General features: G+C 63.9%; 14 protein-coding genes. 9 read left to right on the top strand and 5 right to left on the bottom strand.

From position 1 onward, the window contains the following. Positions 1–9 precede the first annotated feature (9 nt). Both lpxD and N5A93_RS02265 read right to left on the bottom strand, forming a co-directional pair. The gene (gene lpxD / locus N5A93_RS02270; protein WP_268953423.1) at positions 10–1,101 is read right to left on the bottom strand and encodes a UDP-3-O-(3-hydroxymyristoyl)glucosamine N-acyltransferase; all 1,092 of its coding nucleotides are present in this window, start codon (positions 1,099–1,101) and stop codon (positions 10–12) included. 27 nt (positions 1,102–1,128) lie between these two features. Further along, the gene (locus N5A93_RS02265; protein ID WP_268953422.1) at positions 1,129–2,742 is read right to left on the bottom strand and encodes a L,D-transpeptidase family protein; all 1,614 of its coding nucleotides are present in this window, start codon (positions 2,740–2,742) and stop codon (positions 1,129–1,131) included. A 327-nt stretch (positions 2,743–3,069) separates the two neighbouring features. Between N5A93_RS02265 and mepK the strand changes: the two genes are divergently transcribed. After that, complete coding sequence (gene mepK / locus N5A93_RS02260) at positions 3,070–3,639, top strand: peptidoglycan L,D-endopeptidase MepK (RefSeq protein ID WP_268953421.1); 570 nt, start codon at positions 3,070–3,072, stop codon at positions 3,637–3,639. Positions 3,640–3,725: 86 nt separating this feature from the next. Here the strand turns inward: mepK and lipA are convergent, their stop codons facing one another. Further along, positions 3,726–4,718 carry a lipoyl synthase gene (gene lipA, locus N5A93_RS02255; protein ID WP_328404565.1) on the bottom strand — a complete coding sequence of 331 codons (993 nt, stop codon included), beginning with the start codon at positions 4,716–4,718 and terminating at the stop codon, positions 3,726–3,728. A 131-nt stretch (positions 4,719–4,849) separates the two neighbouring features. On the opposite strand from lipA, the gene N5A93_RS02250 reads away from it, so the two are divergent. After that, positions 4,850–5,575, top strand: a complete 726-nt coding sequence (locus N5A93_RS02250; protein ID WP_268953420.1) for a VIT1/CCC1 transporter family protein — start codon at positions 4,850–4,852, stop codon at positions 5,573–5,575. Here the strand turns inward: N5A93_RS02250 and N5A93_RS02245 are convergent. After that, positions 5,572–6,678 carry a DUF6456 domain-containing protein gene (locus N5A93_RS02245; protein ID WP_268953419.1) on the bottom strand — a complete coding sequence of 369 codons (1,107 nt, stop codon included), beginning with the start codon at positions 6,676–6,678 and terminating at the stop codon, positions 5,572–5,574. The two genes, N5A93_RS02250 and N5A93_RS02245, sit on opposite strands and share 4 nt — an antisense overlap. Positions 6,679–6,906: 228 nt before the next feature. Between N5A93_RS02245 and N5A93_RS02240 the strand changes: the two genes are divergently transcribed. Then, positions 6,907–7,218, top strand: coding sequence for a DUF6477 family protein (locus N5A93_RS02240; RefSeq protein ID WP_268953418.1), 312 nt, complete (start codon positions 6,907–6,909; stop codon positions 7,216–7,218). Here the strand turns inward: N5A93_RS02240 and N5A93_RS02235 are convergent. After that, on the bottom strand, positions 7,211–8,755 hold the full coding sequence (locus N5A93_RS02235; RefSeq protein WP_268953417.1) for a trimethylamine methyltransferase family protein: 1,545 nt from the start codon (positions 8,753–8,755) through the stop codon (positions 7,211–7,213). The genes N5A93_RS02240 and N5A93_RS02235 overlap by 8 nt on opposite strands. A gap of 204 nt (positions 8,756–8,959) precedes the next feature. Here N5A93_RS02235 and guaA point away from each other — a divergent pair, with 204 nt between their 5' ends. The 6 genes from guaA (at position 8,960) to N5A93_RS02205 (ending at position 15,554) form a co-directional block, all read left to right on the top strand. Beyond that, on the top strand, positions 8,960–10,522 hold the full coding sequence (guaA, locus tag N5A93_RS02230) for a glutamine-hydrolyzing GMP synthase (protein ID WP_268953416.1): 1,563 nt from the start codon (positions 8,960–8,962) through the stop codon (positions 10,520–10,522). After that, positions 10,519–11,439: a DMT family transporter gene (locus tag N5A93_RS02225; protein WP_268953415.1), complete on the top strand. Its 921-nt coding sequence runs from the start codon at positions 10,519–10,521 to the stop codon at positions 11,437–11,439. Before guaA ends, N5A93_RS02225 begins: the two co-directional genes overlap by 4 nt. Before the next feature lie 143 nt (positions 11,440–11,582). Further along, positions 11,583–12,668: an OmpP1/FadL family transporter gene (locus N5A93_RS02220; RefSeq protein ID WP_268953414.1), complete on the top strand. Its 1,086-nt coding sequence runs from the start codon at positions 11,583–11,585 to the stop codon at positions 12,666–12,668. Between the two features lie 124 nt (positions 12,669–12,792). Continuing rightward, positions 12,793–13,653, top strand: coding sequence for an ATPase (locus N5A93_RS02215; protein ID WP_268953413.1), 861 nt, complete (start codon positions 12,793–12,795; stop codon positions 13,651–13,653). Between the two features lie 25 nt (positions 13,654–13,678). Further along, positions 13,679–14,602 carry a homoserine O-acetyltransferase MetA gene (gene metA, locus N5A93_RS02210; protein WP_268953412.1) on the top strand — a complete coding sequence of 308 codons (924 nt, stop codon included), beginning with the start codon at positions 13,679–13,681 and terminating at the stop codon, positions 14,600–14,602. Then, entirely contained in the window at positions 14,586–15,554 is a 969-nt protein-coding gene (locus tag N5A93_RS02205; RefSeq protein WP_268953411.1) for an alpha/beta fold hydrolase, read from the top strand. Before metA ends, N5A93_RS02205 begins: the two co-directional genes overlap by 17 nt.

Here is a 15,554-nt window from a genome sequence, read left to right as displayed (position 1 = left end):
GCGTTGGATTTAATGGCTCTCGGCCCCGTTTGAAACAGTTTTCTTGAGCTCCGCGACATCCGCGAACAGCCGCTTCAGGCGGCGCAGGCCCTTATAGACCTCCATCTGGCTTTCCATCTTCATCGCGGGGTAACCCAGCATGACGCGCCCGGCGGGAATATTGGCCAGCACCTTGGTGCCGCCGCCGGTGATCGCGTTGTCTCCGATGAACAGATTGTCGCCCACCCCGGTCTGACCGGCCAGCACCACATTGTTGCCGATCACGGTCGAGCCGCCGATGCCGACCTGCCCGCACAAAAGCGTGTCGCAGCCCACCACGACATTGTGGCCGACCTGCACGAGGTTGTCGAGCTTGGTGCCATTGCCGATCTTCGTGTCACGCACCGTGCCGCGATCGACGCAGGCATTGGCGCCGATCTCGACATCGTCGCCGATGGTGACGCTGCCAAGGCTGTGGATGCGGGCATAGGATTGCTTTTGCACATCGCCCTGATCGCCAAGCGTCTCACGCGCCCGTTCGACGCCCGAAACCTCGGGTGTGACAAAAGAGAACCCGTCGCCGCCGATCACCGCGCCGGGCTGGGCGATGAAACGCGCGCCGATCTGCACCCGTGCGCCGATGCGCACGCCTTCACGCAGGAAACCGCCTTCGCCGATCCGGCAGTCCGCGCCGACGAAACATTGCGGCCCGATCACGGTGCCTGCGCCGATCCGCGCCCCGGCGCAGATCACCGCCAGCGGGCCGACGCTCACGTCGCCCGCCAGTTCGGCCTTTGGATCGACCACCGCCGAGGGGTGAATGCCCGCCTCCCAGCCCTGCCCGGGATCCATCATCGCCGATAATCCGGCCAGCGCAAAGCGTGGCCGCGGCGCAATGATGGCGGCTTTCAGCCCCAGCGCTTCCCAGTCCGCGCCGTCCCAGAGCATCGCCGCGCGCGCCTGCCCCGTGGCAATTTGCCCGGCATATTCAGGCTTCATCGCCAGCGCCAGCTGGTTGGCGGCGGCATCGGCGGGCTCGGCCACGCTGTCAATTTCCAGATCGGTGGCGCCAAGGGCCGTGGCCCCAAGCGCCTGCGCGATTTCCTTGATGGTATAGGACATGGCACTCCCCTTCGTTCGGGGGATGGTTTAGCCCTGAACCGCGTGCAGCGAAACCCCCGCCTTGCCAAGCGCATCCCATATCTTTGCGTCACGCCCGTAAACATCCCGGCGATACTGCATATGGCCCTTGGCCGAGGTAAAAGCGGTGCGGTAGATGATATGCACCGGCACCTCGCGTTCAAGGTCCACCCGCTTCTCGCGCCCGGCGTCCAGAACCGAATGGAACTTGCCCTTCGGATCGGCCTCCTGCGGCGCCAGAAGCTCATAGGCCAGTTCAAAGGGTTTCTGCACGCGGATGCAGCCATGGCTGTAATCGCGTTTCTCGCGCTCGAAAAGGTCCTTTGCCGGGGTGTCATGCAGGTAGATGTTGTATTTGTTGGGGAACATGAATTTCACCAGCCCGAGCGCGTTGCGCTGCGACGGCGGCTGCTTGATGGCAAAGGGGAAGGTGCGCGCGTTATAGGCGTTGAAATTGACCGCGCCACGGCTGACCTGCTGGCCGCGGCTGTTGTAAAGGCGCAGGTGGCTGACGGCGTTGCGGTTACGCTGCATTTGCGGCAGGTATTCGTTGACCGCGATCGAGCGCGGCACATGCCAGGTCGGGTTGATCACCATGTGGTCCATCACATCCGAGAATTCCGGGCTGCGCCGGTCGCCGGTATTCTTCCCGACCACGACTCGGGTCTCGAAGGTCACGCTGCCATGATCGACGATACGGGCCTGGAAGTCCGTGAGGTTCACAAGGATATGGCGCTCGCCAAGTGGCTGATTGAGCCAGCGTTCGCGCTCCATCGCCACGATCACCGATTTCAGACGGTCGGTCACGGTCGCGTTGACCTCGGTCATGGTGCTGGCGCCGGCCACGCCATCGGGCGTCAGCCCGTGCGCCTCCTGGAAGCGCTGCACCGCAAGCAGGATCGACTCGTCATAGGTCTGCGTCGCCGAACGACCAAGGAAGCCCATCGCGGTAAGCCGGTTGCGCAGCGCCACCACGGCGGTGCCCGACTGGCCGGGCTTGAGCGCAGCGCCCGGCACTTTCGGCCCCCAGCCACCGGTTTGCGCCAGCGACTCGAGACGCATCTTTTCCTTCATCAGCCGCGCGTATTCGTTGCTGCGCGGCGGCAGCGCACGGAAATAGGCGCGCGGGCTGCTCTCGATCAGGCTGGTAAGATAGGAAATGCGGTCGCGGTAATCCACCTGTCGCTTGATATCGCCATCCACCTGCCCCGGGATCAGCGCGCCAGTCTGCATTTCGCGCGCGAGGCGCAGAAAGGTCCGGCTCATCTCGACCTCGGCCAGCCCCGCTTCGCGCGGCGACCGTACCGATTTCAGCCGTGCCATCAGCCCTTCGGCATCGTAGCGCGCCACCGGCAGCCCGTGGCTGTCGGCGATCTCGATCGCCCCGAACAGCGCGGCGCGTCGTTCGCGGTCCGCCGCCGAAGACCCCGTCCAGACCGGCTGATAGCCGTTATCGCGATAGAATGCCGCCAGATCGCGATCGCGCGCGGCGGCTTCGGCGACCGCCTGTTTGAACGCCGTCACCTGCGCCTGCGCAGGCGCGCTCCAGAGCCCGATCAGACCAAGACACAGACTGACACTCAGCAAGACCGCCCGGATGCGGGTGGCAGAGATCGAAAACATCGCGGTTCCCCGTAAAAGTTTATTCACATTTCGCAGTTTAAATCTTCGCATGTGCTCTGCGGTTCTTGTCCATTCAATTCTTGATGAGGTCGTCAATCGGCCCCGCTTCTGCGGCGAAAACGCATCGCCACTGGGGCAAAGCGGGCACAGTTTCGTGATTTGCGCAAAAATCTGCCGAAAAAACTTGAATGTGGGAACCGGGGGCAAAACCCGCTTGGTCCCCGATTCCGGATATGCAATACAAAGGCAGCACTTGGGGATCGAATTGGGACAGCCCGCTGGCAGGCGGGCGCTAAAAAACAAGCGACGGGACAGGCGCGACTTACAATGACGAACCAAAGCTCGATGAGCATGACGCGGCGCGCGGTAATGGGCGCTTTCGCAGCCTCCGCGGTTATCGCCGCTCCGACCTTCAGCAATGCAGCAGGTTTTCTTCGCGGCGCCGGGGATATCCGGCGGATCAAGATGACCTCGCCGCGCACCGGCGAAAGCATCGACACGATCTACTGGATCGAAGGCGATTATATCCGCGACGCGGTGCGCGAGATCGAATTGTTCATGCGCGACTGGCGCACGAATGACGTTCACAATATCGACCTGCGCACGATCGACATCATGGCGGCGGCGCATGGGCTTCTCGATGTGAACGAACCCTACATGCTTCTGTCGGGCTATCGCAGCCCGAAGACCAACGCGATGCTGCGTAGCCGCTCGGGTGGCGTCGCCAAGAATTCACGCCACCTTCAGGGTGAGGCTGCCGATCTGCGGCTTGGGTCCCGTTCGGTCGGGCAGATGTACAATGCCGCCAAGGCGTGCCGCGGTGGCGGTGTCGGGCGGTATTCGGGGTCGAATTTCGTGCATATGGATTGCGGCCCGGTGCGTACCTGGGGCAGCTGACCCCGCGCCCCGCGATTGACTGAAAATCAACGCCCCGTCAGTCTTCTGGCGGGGCGTTTTGCTTTCGTGGCCCGATATTCGGACGCTCAGCCCAGCTTGGCCAGACGCGCGGCGCGCAGGCGCGCGAAATCGTCACCCGCATGATAGCTCGAGCGCGTCAGCGGCGTTGCCGACACCATCAGAAACCCCTTGCCGTAGGCCGCCTTCTCGTATGCTGCGAATTCGTCGGGGTGGACGAAACGTTCGACCGCGTGGTGTTTGGGCGTGGGTTGCAGGTACTGGCCGATGGTCAGGAAATCGATATCGGCGGCGCGCATGTCGTCCATCACCTGATGCACCGATTGGCGATCCTCGCCAAGGCCCACCATGATCCCGGATTTGGTGAACATGGCCGGGTCGATCTCCTTGACGCGCTGCAACAGGCGCAGTGAATGGAAATAGCGCGCGCCGGGTCGCACCGTGGGATAGATCGAAGGCACCGTTTCCAGGTTGTGATTGAACACGTCGGGCTTGGCCGCGACGACGGTTTCCAGCACCGAAGGATCGCAATGCAGGAAATCGGGCGTCAGGATCTCGATCGTGGTGCCGGGGCTGCGATGGCGCACGGCGCGGATCGTCTGGGCGAAATGCTCTGCGCCGCCATCCTCGATATCGTCGCGATCGACGCTGGTGATGACCACATGGTTCAACCCCAGCTTCTGGACCGCATCCGCCACCCGGCCCGGCTCGAACACATCGAGCGCCTGCGGCTTGCCGGTGGCGACGTTGCAGAAGGTGCAGCCGCGCGTGCAGATATCGCCCATGATCATCATGGTGGCGTGGCCCGCGCTCCAGCATTCGCCGGCATTCGGGCAGCCCGCCTCTTCGCAAACCGTTACAAGGTTATGCTCGCGCATGATCTTGTGAGTCTCGCGATAGCCCTGCCCGGTCGGCGCCTTGACGCGGATCCAGTCGGGTTTCCGGGGTTGCGCATTGTCCGGGCGATGGGCCTTTTCAGGATGGCGCTGGCCCGGCATCTTCAGATCTTTCACGGAATCGTCCCCGCACATCATTGGCTTGCAAGGCGGACCATAGACCATGGCGAGGGCAAGTTCCAGTTCCAGCGCGGCGATCATCGGGGCTGTGACCATGTCCCCGGTTGCAGCCAGCGCCACCTTGATTATTGTTCGCCCTGACAGCGGTCGCGCAACAAGGCACGGGGATTCACGACATGGATTGGCAGGCGCACAGGCGCGATGCCCATGCCTTGGGCAGGACGCAGGAATTTCTCAGGCAGATCGTCTATGGCGGCAATGACGGAATCGTCACCACCTTCGCCATCGTCGCGGGTTTCGCCGGGGCGGCGGCGGACGGGGTCGCGCAGATCGGCGGCATCGCGGTGCTGGTCTTCGGGCTGGCCAATCTGTTTGCCGATGCGGTCAGCATGGGCCTTGGCGAGTTCCTTTCGGCGCGCTCGCAGCACGATCTTTACCGCGCGCAACGCAATAACGAGCTGAGGGCCATTGCCCAGGACCCCGAGCAGGAGCGCATGGAGCTGTTCGAGATCCTGCGCCAGCGCGGCCTGCCCGCCGGCGAGGCCGACACCACCACCGCGATCCTGTCGCGCCACCCGCAGGTCATGGCGGACCTGATGATGACCTATGAGTTCGGCATGCAGGATCCCGACGAGGAGAATCCGGCGCTGAACGGGTTTTTCACCTTCACCTCCTTCGTCATTTTCGGTTCTGCGCCGCTGCTGCCCTATTTCCTGCTGGAACCCACACAGACCACGTTCTACATCTCCATCTGCACGACGCTCAGCGCGTTGATCGCCCTTGGCCTGTTGCGTTTCAGCGCCACGCGCGAGCGGCTCAGCCGCTCGATCGGGGAAACCGTGCTGGTTGGCACGGTCTGCGCGGTCGTGGCCTTTGTGGTGGGGGCCATCGTCGGCGGTTAGCCGATCAGCCCGCTGCCATCATTCAGCCCCTCGTAATGTCGCTTGAGCCTTTGCAGCGCGATGCGCAGCACGATCTTGCCCGAACGCGCTGACCATCCCAGACGCTTTTCCGCCGTTTCCAGCCCCTCGAGGTAACAGCAGCAGCGCAGCGCCACATCGCCCAGCCCCGGCCCCAGATCGCGTAGCGCCCCAAGCACCCTTGCGCGTGCCAGAACCTGCATGGGCGACAGACCCTCGGGCTGCGCCATATCCTTCATGACAAAGCGGTCCCAGGGCGCATCGCGGCGCGCGCCAAGGCCGGAAAGATCGTAATCCTCGCGCAACCTCTCGCCCGCCCGTACCAGATCGGGGGCAAGGAAGCGCTGCCCGTCTCGGTCGCGCCGCCGCGCCAGCGCGATCAGCGGCGTTTCGGCAGCCCCATAGCGGATGCGCCGGGAAGCAGGCGGGTCTTGCAGCCCGACCGCCCGCGCAGGCCCCGCAAAAGCTCCCGGCGCCTCGGCACAGCCCGGCGGACCAGTGTCGTCCCTGGCCAGCATCCGCCGGATTTCAGCCCGCCCCGCCGCCGTGATCCGGTAACGCGACACCCGCCCCGGCGTCTCGCAGGCGATCCATTGCTTCAGGGCCATCGCCTCGGCGACAGCGCGATCCACCACCGCCGCGCGGCTGGTTTCGCCGCTGCCATTGTCGCGCAGCACCACGGCCTTTTCCATATCCGCCGCCACTGCCAGAACCGCCCCTGTCTCGCATAAGCGGCGCAGGATACGCCGGGCCTCGACGCTCAGCCGGTCCTCGGTGGGCAATGCGCCGTCCTTGTCCAATCGTCCGTCCATGTCCCAGGTCTCCTTGATCAATCCATGTCGGTCGGGGCCGCGTGGCACCCGCCGCCCGAGACGCCGAAGTGCAGCGTCCACCAGGATGTCGTCGCGCTGCGCCTCGCAGGCGCGGATCTGGCGCAGCACCGTGGAGGCATGGCAGCCCGCGCGCCGTGCCAGCGCCCGGATCGGGGTGCCCGCCTCGATATGGGCCAGGTAATGCCGTGCAGACTGGGGCAGCCAGCCCGGCACCCCGGCCAACGGCTCATCGCCCCCGCAATCGCCTTTCACCTCATTCCTCCAAAGTCATGGCTCTGGCCGGCCGGGCCAGTTATCCACAGGTTTATCCACAACCTATGCGGGTAAATGTTACCAGTTCGTTAATTGCCGCATATTCATCAACACTTGTTTCCAAAAGCTGAACAAAACCATAGCGCAGCGTTCGCACAAACCAGCGACAACGCAACACCCGTTAAGGTTGTGTAAAAGGAATCCCCTGATCATAAACGGAGACATGCGATGAAAGACATTCTTTCGGCCATGGCGGATCTGCGCCGACCCCGCCTTCTGATCAGCGCGGCCCGCTTCGGTCTGCCTGAATACCGGCGCAGCACGCATCTTCCCCGGCATCTGGGTTATGGCCCGCTGCCACGCAGTGGGCCTGCCCTGATCGACCTCATGGCGCTTGAAGCCGCGATCGAGCGCACGCGAAAAGAGCGTGATGCGGCTTATCGCGTCACGCTCCATGTGGATCTGCTGATCGCAATGATGGGCGAGGCCCGCCTGTTGCGCGCCTCGCACGCTGCCGCGACGACCGACATCTTCAGCTGAAGGCGTCGGCCATCGAGGCTTTTTTCGCGGCGATATAGGTGTCGAGCGCCTCGGAGATGGCCGGATCGAGGGCGGGCTGCTGATAATTGGTCAGCATCTGGTGCATCTTGGCATTGGCCAGCAGCATGGTGTCGCGCTCGCCCTCTTCGTGCCAGGTCTCGAACGGCTTGTAATCCAGAACGTCCGACCGCCAGAAAGCCTTCTTGAAATTGGCCTGCGTATGGGCGCAGCCAAGGTAGTGGCCACCCGGCCCGACCTCGCGGATGGCATCCATCGCCTGGCCGTTCTCGTCGGTGGGAATGCCCTCGGCAAAGCGGTGCAGCGCGCCAAGCTGGTCGGCATCCATGACGAATTTCTCGAAGCCCGCGACAAGCCCGCCTTCAAGCCAGCCACAGCTGTGCAGCATGAAGTTCACGCCCCCCAGCATCACCGCGTTCAGGGTGTTGGCGGTTTCATAGGCCGCCTGCGCATCGGGCAGTTTCGAGCCGCACAGGCTCCCGCCGGAACGGAACGGCAGGCCCATGCGGCGCGCCAGTTGCCCCGCGCCATAGATGATCTGGCTGGCTTCGGGCGTGCCGAAGGTGGGCGCGCCGCTGTTCATGTCGATGGAACTGACGAAGGCGCCGAAGATCACCGGCGCGCCGGGGCGCACCAGCTGGCTGTAGGCGATCCCGGCCAGCACCTCGGCCAGCACCTGGGTCAGCGTGCCCATCACCGACACCGGCGCCATTGCCCCGCCCACGATGAAGGGCGACACGATACAGGCCTGGTTGTTCTGAGCGTAGATTTCCAGCGCCCCCATCATCACCTCGTCGAAGGTCATCGGCGAGTTGATGTTGATGAGCGAGGTCATCACGGTGTTGTCCTGCACGAAGTCCTTGCCGAACAGGATCTCGCACATCTCGACGCTGTCCTGGGCGCGGCTCGGGTCGGTGACCGACCCCATGAAGGGTTTGTCGCTCAGCGTCATGTGGGCATGCAGCATGTCCAGATGGCGCTTGTTCACCGGCACGTCGGTGGGCTCGCAGACCGTGCCGCCCGAATGGTGCAGCCATTTGGACATGTAGCCCAGCTTCACGAACTTGCGGAAATCCTCGATCGTGGCATAGCGCCGTCCGCCTTCCATGTCGCGCACGAAGGGCGGCCCATAGATCGGGGCACAGACCAGCGTGTTGCCGCCGATCTCGACATTGCGCTCGCTGTTTCGGGCATGCTGGGTGAAACGCGACGGTGCGGTGGCGCAAAGCTTGCGCGCCAGTCCGCGCGGGATGTGCACGCGCTCGCCCTGCACATCGGCCCCCGCTTCGCGCCAGCGTTCCAGCGCGCGGGGATTCTCGACGAAATTCACCCCGATCTCTTCGAGGATGATCTCGGCATTGGCCTCGATGGTCTCCAGCGCCGCGTCGTCGAGGATCTCGTAAAGCGGGACGTTGCGTTCGATGTAGCGCGCGGTCTCGATGCTGACGGCGGTGCGCTCGGCGCGGCGCGCCGCACCTCCGCCCCCTCGTCCACGTCTGCGGGCTGTTGCTTCGGCCATTTTATGCGTTCCCCCCGAAAGGTCCTGAATCGCCCCGGTCTTCGGAGCTTCTTGGGGCATCCTTAGCGCAGCGCCGCGCCCCCTCATCAGAGATTTGCGCCGCATTGGGGGCTAAAGCGACATGCGACGCGACAGATCCGCCGAATCCGGCGGAATTCTCGCCGGGTCTTGCGCAAGGCGCGGCTGCGTCCTACTAGGCATTGCATGAGCCAGACATCGCATGACCGCCTTCTCATCATAGATTTCGGCAGCCAGGTGACGCAGCTGATCGCGCGCCGCCTGCGTGAACTGAACGTCTATTGCGAAATCCACCCCTTCCAGAACGTCACCGATGCGTTTCTCGACGCATTCGCGCCGCGCGCCGTGATCTTCTCGGGCGGGCCTGCCAGCGTGATCGACGAAGGCTCGCCGCGCCCGCCTCAAAAGGTGTTCGAACTGGGCGTGCCGATCCTCGGCATCTGCTATGGCCAGCAGGTGATGATGGAAATGCTGGGCGGACGGGTCGAACGCGGCCATGGCACCGCCGAATTCGGGCGCGCCTATGTCAGCCCCTCCGAATCGCGCATCGACCTTCTGAACGGCTGGTTTCTCGAGGATCGCGAACAGGTCTGGATGAGCCATGGGGACCATGTCAGCCAGCTTGCGCCGGGCTTCGAGGTCTATGGCACATCGCCCCATGCGCCCTTCGCGATCACCGCCGATCTGTCGCGCAACTTCTTCGCTGTGCAGTTCCACCCAGAGGTGCACCACACCCCCAACGGCAAGACGCTATATGAGAATTTCATCCGCCTCGCCGGGTTCAAGGGCGACTGGACCATGGCCGCCTATCGCGAGGAGGCGATCCGCCAGATCCGCGAGCAGGTGGGCGACAAGCAGGTGATCTGCGGGCTGTCGGGCGGGGTCGATTCTTCGGTCGCGGCGGTGCTGATCCACGAGGCGATCGGCGAGCAGCTCACCTGCGTTTTCGTCGATCACGGGTTGCTGCGCCACAACGAGGCCGAGGAAGTGGTCACGATGTTCCGCGACCACTACAACATCCCCCTGATCCATGCGGATGAGGCAGATCTTTTCCTGGGTGAACTTGAAGGCGTAAGTGACCCCGAAGAAAAGAGAAAAACAATCGGGCGCCTCTTCATCGACGTGTTCCAGAAATATGCCGGCAATATCGACGGCGCCGAATTCCTGGCGCAGGGCACGCTTTACCCGGACGTGATCGAAAGCGTCAGCTTCTCGGGCGGGCCTTCGGTGACCATCAAGAGTCACCACAATGTCGGCGGCCTGCCCGAAAAGATGGGACTCAAGCTGGTGGAACCGCTGCGCGAACTCTTCAAGGACGAGGTGCGCGCGCTTGGTCATGAACTGGGCCTGCCCGCCTCCTTCATCGGGCGCCACCCTTTCCCCGGCCCCGGTCTTGCCATCCGCTGCCCCGGCGCGATCACCCGCGACAAGCTCGAGATCCTGCGCAAGGCCGATGCGGTCTATATCGACCAGATCCGCAAGCACGGGCTTTATGACGAGATCTGGCAGGCCTTTGTCGCCATCCTGCCGGTGCGCACGGTCGGCGTGATGGGCGACGGGCGCACCTATGACTATGCCTGCGCGCTGCGCGCCGTGACCTCGGTCGACGGGATGACGGCCGATTACTACCCGTTCAGCCATGAATTCCTGGGCGAGACCGCCACGCGCATCATCAACGAGGTGAAGGGCATCAACCGCGTCACCTATGACGTGACCTCCAAGCCGCCCGGCACCATCGAGTGGGAATGACCCCCAGCGTTCCCGACCCCCTCAAGGCCGATCCCGCCGACGTGCTGCGCGCCGCGCTCTGGATGCTGGGCGCGGTGGTGTCCTTTTCGGCCATGGCGGTGGGCGGGCGTTTCGTAAGCTTCGAGCTCGATACCTTTGAAATCATGATGTATCGCAGCGTGATCGGCCTCCTTCTGGTGGTCGCGGTCGCGCGCGCGACCGGTGCCTGGCGCCATATCGACGCGCGCCGCCCCGGCGTGCATCTCGTGCGCAACGTTTTTCACTTCACCGGGCAGAATCTCTGGTTCTACGCAATCACGATGATCCCGCTCGCGCAGGTCTTCGCGCTGGAATTCACCTCGCCGTTATGGGTGCTGATCCTGTCGCCGCTGGTGCTTGGCGAAAAACTGACGCGGGTGCGGGTGCTGGCGGCCTGCCTGGGTTTCATCGGCATCCTGATCGTCGCCCGGCCCAGCCCCGACACGCTCAATATCGGCACGCTCGCGGCCATGGGCGCGGCCATCGGCTTTGCCGGGTCGATCCTTGCGACCAAGGTGCTGACGCGGGGCACGACACTTACCTGCATCCTCTTCTGGATGACCCTCAGCCAAAGCCTGTTCGGCCTCATCTGTTCCGGGATCGACGGCGATATCGCCCTGCCCTCGGCGGCGTCCCTGCCCTGGCTCGTGGTGATTGCCAGCGGCGGGCTGATGGCGCATTTCTGCCTGACCACGGCGCTCTCTATCGCGCCGGCCACGCTGGTCAGTCCGGTGGATTTCGCCCGCCTGCCTCTGATCGCGGTGATCGGGCTGCTGTTCTATGACGAGGCAATCAACCTTTTCGTGATTCTGGGTGCCGCCGTCATCTTTGGCGCGAATTACCTCAATCTCTGGTCCGAAACCCGCAAGGGTCGTCCGGGCGTGGCCAGAACCCGTTGATCGAACATAATTTCACCACGATATCGCGCTAACTGTTGCCCATGCACCACCTTTTTCTGACGTGGCGTAACTGACGCCGCGTCAAAGATTGACCCATTGACCCTTCCACATAGCATGGCTCGACATTCGGAGGAGGCATCTGCATGACAAGAACCATAATCACCGCCGCAGCACTCTGCGCAGCTTCGGGCGCGGCGTATGCCGGCGGTGTCGACCGCTCGGGGCAATCGCTTTCCGCCCTGTTCGAGCAGGGCAACTACGCCGAACTGAGCTTCGGCAGCGTCTCGCCCTCGGTCTCGGGCAGCGTGCTGGGCGTCGGCTCGGGCAACATGACCAACAACTATTGGCAGGTCGGCGCAGCCTACAAGCAGCAGATCAACAACAATCTCAGCTACGCGGTCATCTTCGACCAGCCCTTCGGCGCGGATGTCCAGTATAGCGCCAACGTGCCCTATCCGCTGGCTACCAGCAGCGCCACGCTTGAAACCGCCGCGGTGACGGGTGTCTTGCGCTATCGCATGGATAACGGCTTTGGCGTTCATGGCGGCGTGCGGGTGCAGCGCCTCGAGGCGCGCGCGAACTTCCCCATCGTCGCGGGCTACAATGCCGTGGCGGATGCGGATTACGGCGTCGGCTACCTGGCGGGTGCGTCCTATGAACGCCCCGACATCGCGCTGCGCGTGTCGCTGACCTACAATTCCAAGGTCAAGACATCGCACACCACTCTGGAAAACCTGACGGCGCCGGTCACCGCGCTGGTCACCAAGACCGAGGTCGAGACCCCGCAATCGGTCAACCTGAATTTCCAGACCGGCATTGCAAAGGACACGCTGGTCTTCGGCGGTATCCGCTGGGTCGAGTGGAGCGAGTTCACCATCGACCCGCTGATCTATCGCGGCGCGACGGGCAACGCCTTCCTGTCATATAGCGACGACACCTTCACCTACACGATGGGTGTGGGGCGGCGTTTCTCCGATACCTGGAGCGGCTCGCTCTCGCTGACCTATGAAGACGGCGACTCGGTCACCCCGGTCTCGAATCTCGGCCCGACCAGCGGCAAGTTCGGCGTCACCGTCGGCGCGCGCTACAAGAACGAGAACTTCTCGGTCTCGACCGGCGTCAACTACACTTGGATCGGCGACGCCACGACCTCCATCGGGCCGCTGCGCCCGCAATTCACCGACAACTCGGCCGTCGGTGTCGGCGTGAAGGTCGGCTGGCACTACTGATCCACGCCATCCCCGCAGATAGCGCCCCGCCCGATCACCCGGGCGGGGTTTTTCGTTGTGCCCCGCTTGCCATTGACCTGCCCCGCGCCGCTGGCTACCACATCCCGGCAGAAAGGATCCGCCCATGATCTATCAATCCGCTCAGGCCTGGCGCGATGCCAGTCACAAGCGCGTCCTGTTCTTCGGGATGTCGGGGCTTGGCAAGACGCATCTGTCGAACATGCTGCGCGAGTCCGGCGACTGGTTCCATTACTCGATCGATTACCGCATCGGCACCCGCTACATGGGCGAGCTCATCGCCGACAACGCCAAGGCCCACGCCATGAAGGTGCCGTTCCTGCGCGAGCTTCTCCTGACGGATTCGATCTATATCGGCTCCAACATCACCTTCGACAACCTGGCGCCGGTCTCGACCTATCTGGGCAAACCGGGCAACCCCGAGAAAGGCGGCTTTCCCATCGACGAATACCGCCGCCGGCAGGAACAGTTCCGCCACGCCGAGATCGCCGCGCTCAATGACACGGCGCATTTCATCGCCCGCGCCGAGCGGCTCTACGGCTATCCGAATTTCGTCTGCGATACCGGCGGGTCGATCTGCGAATGGGTGGATGGCGACGACCCTGACGATCCGCTGCTCAACGAACTGTCGCGCCACTGCCTGCTGATCCATATCAAGGGCTCCGAGGCACACACTCAGGAACTGATCCGCCGCTTTGACCGAGCGCCCAAGCCGATGGCCTACCAGCCCGAATTCCTTGATGCGGCGTGGAGTGAATATCTGAACGAAAACAATATTCAAGCGGACGAAGTTGATCCAGATGCCTTCATCCGCTGGACCTATGCGCGCGCTCTGGCGCATCGCCAGCCCCGCTACGAGGCGATGGCCCGCTGGGGTGTCACCATCACCGCCGACGAGGTGGCCGAGACCCGCGACGCCGCAGGGTTCGAAACCCTTGTCGCCAGCGCGCTCGCGCGCCGCAGCTGACCGCCAACGCAAGGACTGACCGCTCATGCCCATCAAGATCCCCGCCGACCTGCCCGCCTTCGACGTGCTGACGCGCGAAGGGGTCATGGTCATGACCGAGGATCAGGCCGACCGTCAGGATATCCGCCCGCTGCGCATCGGGCTTCTGAACCTGATGCCCAAGAAGATCCAGACCGAGAACCAGTTCGCCCGCCTGATCGGCGCGACGCCCCTTCAGATCGAGCTCAGCCTCATCCGCATGAGCGAGCATCGCACCCGCAACACCGCCGCCGACCACATGCGCAGCTTTTACCGCCCCTTCTCGGATGTGCTGGCCAGCGGCGAGCGTTTCGACGGTCTGATCATCACCGGCGCCCCGATCGAACATCTGCCCTTTGACGCGGTCACATATTGGGACGAGCTTTGCCAGGTCTTCGACTGGACCCGGACCCATGTGCATTCCACTTTCGGGGTTTGCTGGGGCGGCATGGCGATGATGAACTATCTTCACGGCGTGCAGAAGCACCTGCTCGATGAAAAGGCGTTCGGCTGCTTCAGGCATCGCAACATGGCGCCTGCCTCGCCCTATCTGCGCGGGTTTTCGGATGATTGCGTGATCCCGGTCAGCCGCTGGACCGAGATGCGCCGCGACGAGATCGAAGCCGTGCCCGATCTCGACATTCTTCTGCACAGCGACGAGGTCGGCCCCTGCCTGGTCGAGGATGCGGCGCATCGCGCGCTCTATATCTTCAACCATCTCGAATATGACAGCGACACGCTCAAGCAGGAATATGATCGCGACGTGGCCAATGGTACCCCCGTCAGTCTGCCTTGCAATTACTATCCCGGCGACGATCCCGCGCGCCCGCCGCAGAACCGTTGGCGCAGCCATGCGCATCTGCTTTACGGCAACTGGATCAACCAGATCTACCAGACCACTCCCTTCGATCTTCATGCCGTTGGCCGTTAGGATCGCCCTTGCGTGCCTGCTGGCGCTGGCGGTGCTCTGGCTGGTCGTGCAACTGCGCGCCCGTGCCCACGAGGCCCGCGCCGAAGCCGCCTTTCCCCCGCAGGGGCGCATTCTCGATGTGAACGGCCACCGGGTCCACGCGCTCAGCATGGGAAGCGGGCCGGATATCGTGCTAATCCACGGCGCCAGCGGAAATCTGCGCGACATGACCTACAGCCTCGCACCGCGCCTGGCCGAACATTACCGGGTCACGGTCTTCGACCGTCCCGGCCTTGGCCATACGGATCGCATCAACCGGACCGGCGCCACGATCCGCCAGCAGGCCGAGCTTCTGTCGGACGCCGCGCGCCAGATGGGTGTCGAGAACCCCATCGTGCTGGGCCATTCCTATGGCGGCGCAGTGGCGCTGGCCTGGGCGGTGCATCGGCCCGGCCACATCGCCGCGCTGGTGCCGCTGGCCTCTCCGGCCAAGCCCTGGGACAGCGATCTTTCGCTTTATTACAAGGTGTTGTCGCACCGGGTTCTGGGGCCGCTGGTAATCCCGTTCCTCACGGCTTTCGTGCATGACGAGCGGGTCGAACGCGCGGTCGCCTCGATCTTTCAGCCCGACCCGGTGCCGTCGGGCTACATCGCCCATATCGGCGCGCCGCTCACACTGCGGCGCGACAGCTTGCGCGCCAACGCGCTGCAACGCGCCAGTCTGCTCGGGCAGATCAACGCCCTGCAACCCGCGCTGGACAGGCTCGACCTGCCCATCGAGATCGTCCATGGCAGCGCCGATACGACGGTCGGGCTGCACATCCATGCCGAACCGCTCGCGCGCCAGCTTGGTGCCGCCAATCTCGCCCGCCTGCCCGGCACCGGCCACATGCCACATCACGCGAACGAGGACAGCGTCGTCGCCGCCATTGATCGCGCCGCTCGGCGCGCCGAATTGCACCCCGCCCCCTGA

Origin of the sequence: Roseovarius salincola (genome assembly GCF_026891095.1) — a bacterium.
GTDB classification, from domain to species: Bacteria; Pseudomonadota; Alphaproteobacteria; order Rhodobacterales; family Rhodobacteraceae; genus Roseovarius; species Roseovarius salincola.
Note: the sequence above shows the minus strand (reverse complement) of the source record. Positions and strands in the feature narration are given on the sequence as shown.

Excerpts from the sequence above, each read along its gene's own strand:
- N5A93_RS02250 (WP_268953420.1), top strand. The coding sequence starts at position 4,850 with ATGGATTGGCAGGCGCACAGGCGCGATGCCCATGCCTTGGGCAGGACG.
- N5A93_RS02235 (WP_268953417.1), bottom strand. The coding sequence starts at position 8,755 with ATGGCCGAAGCAACAGCCCGCAGACGTGGACGAGGGGGCGGAGGTGCG.
- metA (WP_268953412.1), top strand. The coding sequence starts at position 13,679 with ATGCCCATCAAGATCCCCGCCGACCTGCCCGCCTTCGACGTGCTGACG.
- lipA (WP_328404565.1), bottom strand. The coding sequence starts at position 4,718 with ATGGTCTATGGTCCGCCTTGCAAGCCAATGATGTGCGGGGACGATTCC.
- guaA (WP_268953416.1), top strand. The coding sequence starts at position 8,960 with ATGAGCCAGACATCGCATGACCGCCTTCTCATCATAGATTTCGGCAGC.
- N5A93_RS02225 (WP_268953415.1), top strand. The coding sequence starts at position 10,519 with ATGACCCCCAGCGTTCCCGACCCCCTCAAGGCCGATCCCGCCGACGTG.
- N5A93_RS02240 (WP_268953418.1), top strand. The coding sequence starts at position 6,907 with ATGAAAGACATTCTTTCGGCCATGGCGGATCTGCGCCGACCCCGCCTT.
- N5A93_RS02215 (WP_268953413.1), top strand. The coding sequence starts at position 12,793 with ATGATCTATCAATCCGCTCAGGCCTGGCGCGATGCCAGTCACAAGCGC.
- N5A93_RS02205 (WP_268953411.1), top strand. The coding sequence starts at position 14,586 with ATGCCGTTGGCCGTTAGGATCGCCCTTGCGTGCCTGCTGGCGCTGGCG.
- N5A93_RS02265 (WP_268953422.1), bottom strand. The coding sequence starts at position 2,742 with ATGTTTTCGATCTCTGCCACCCGCATCCGGGCGGTCTTGCTGAGTGTC.
- lpxD (WP_268953423.1), bottom strand. The coding sequence starts at position 1,101 with ATGTCCTATACCATCAAGGAAATCGCGCAGGCGCTTGGGGCCACGGCC.
- mepK (WP_268953421.1), top strand. The coding sequence starts at position 3,070 with ATGACGAACCAAAGCTCGATGAGCATGACGCGGCGCGCGGTAATGGGC.
- N5A93_RS02220 (WP_268953414.1), top strand. The coding sequence starts at position 11,583 with ATGACAAGAACCATAATCACCGCCGCAGCACTCTGCGCAGCTTCGGGC.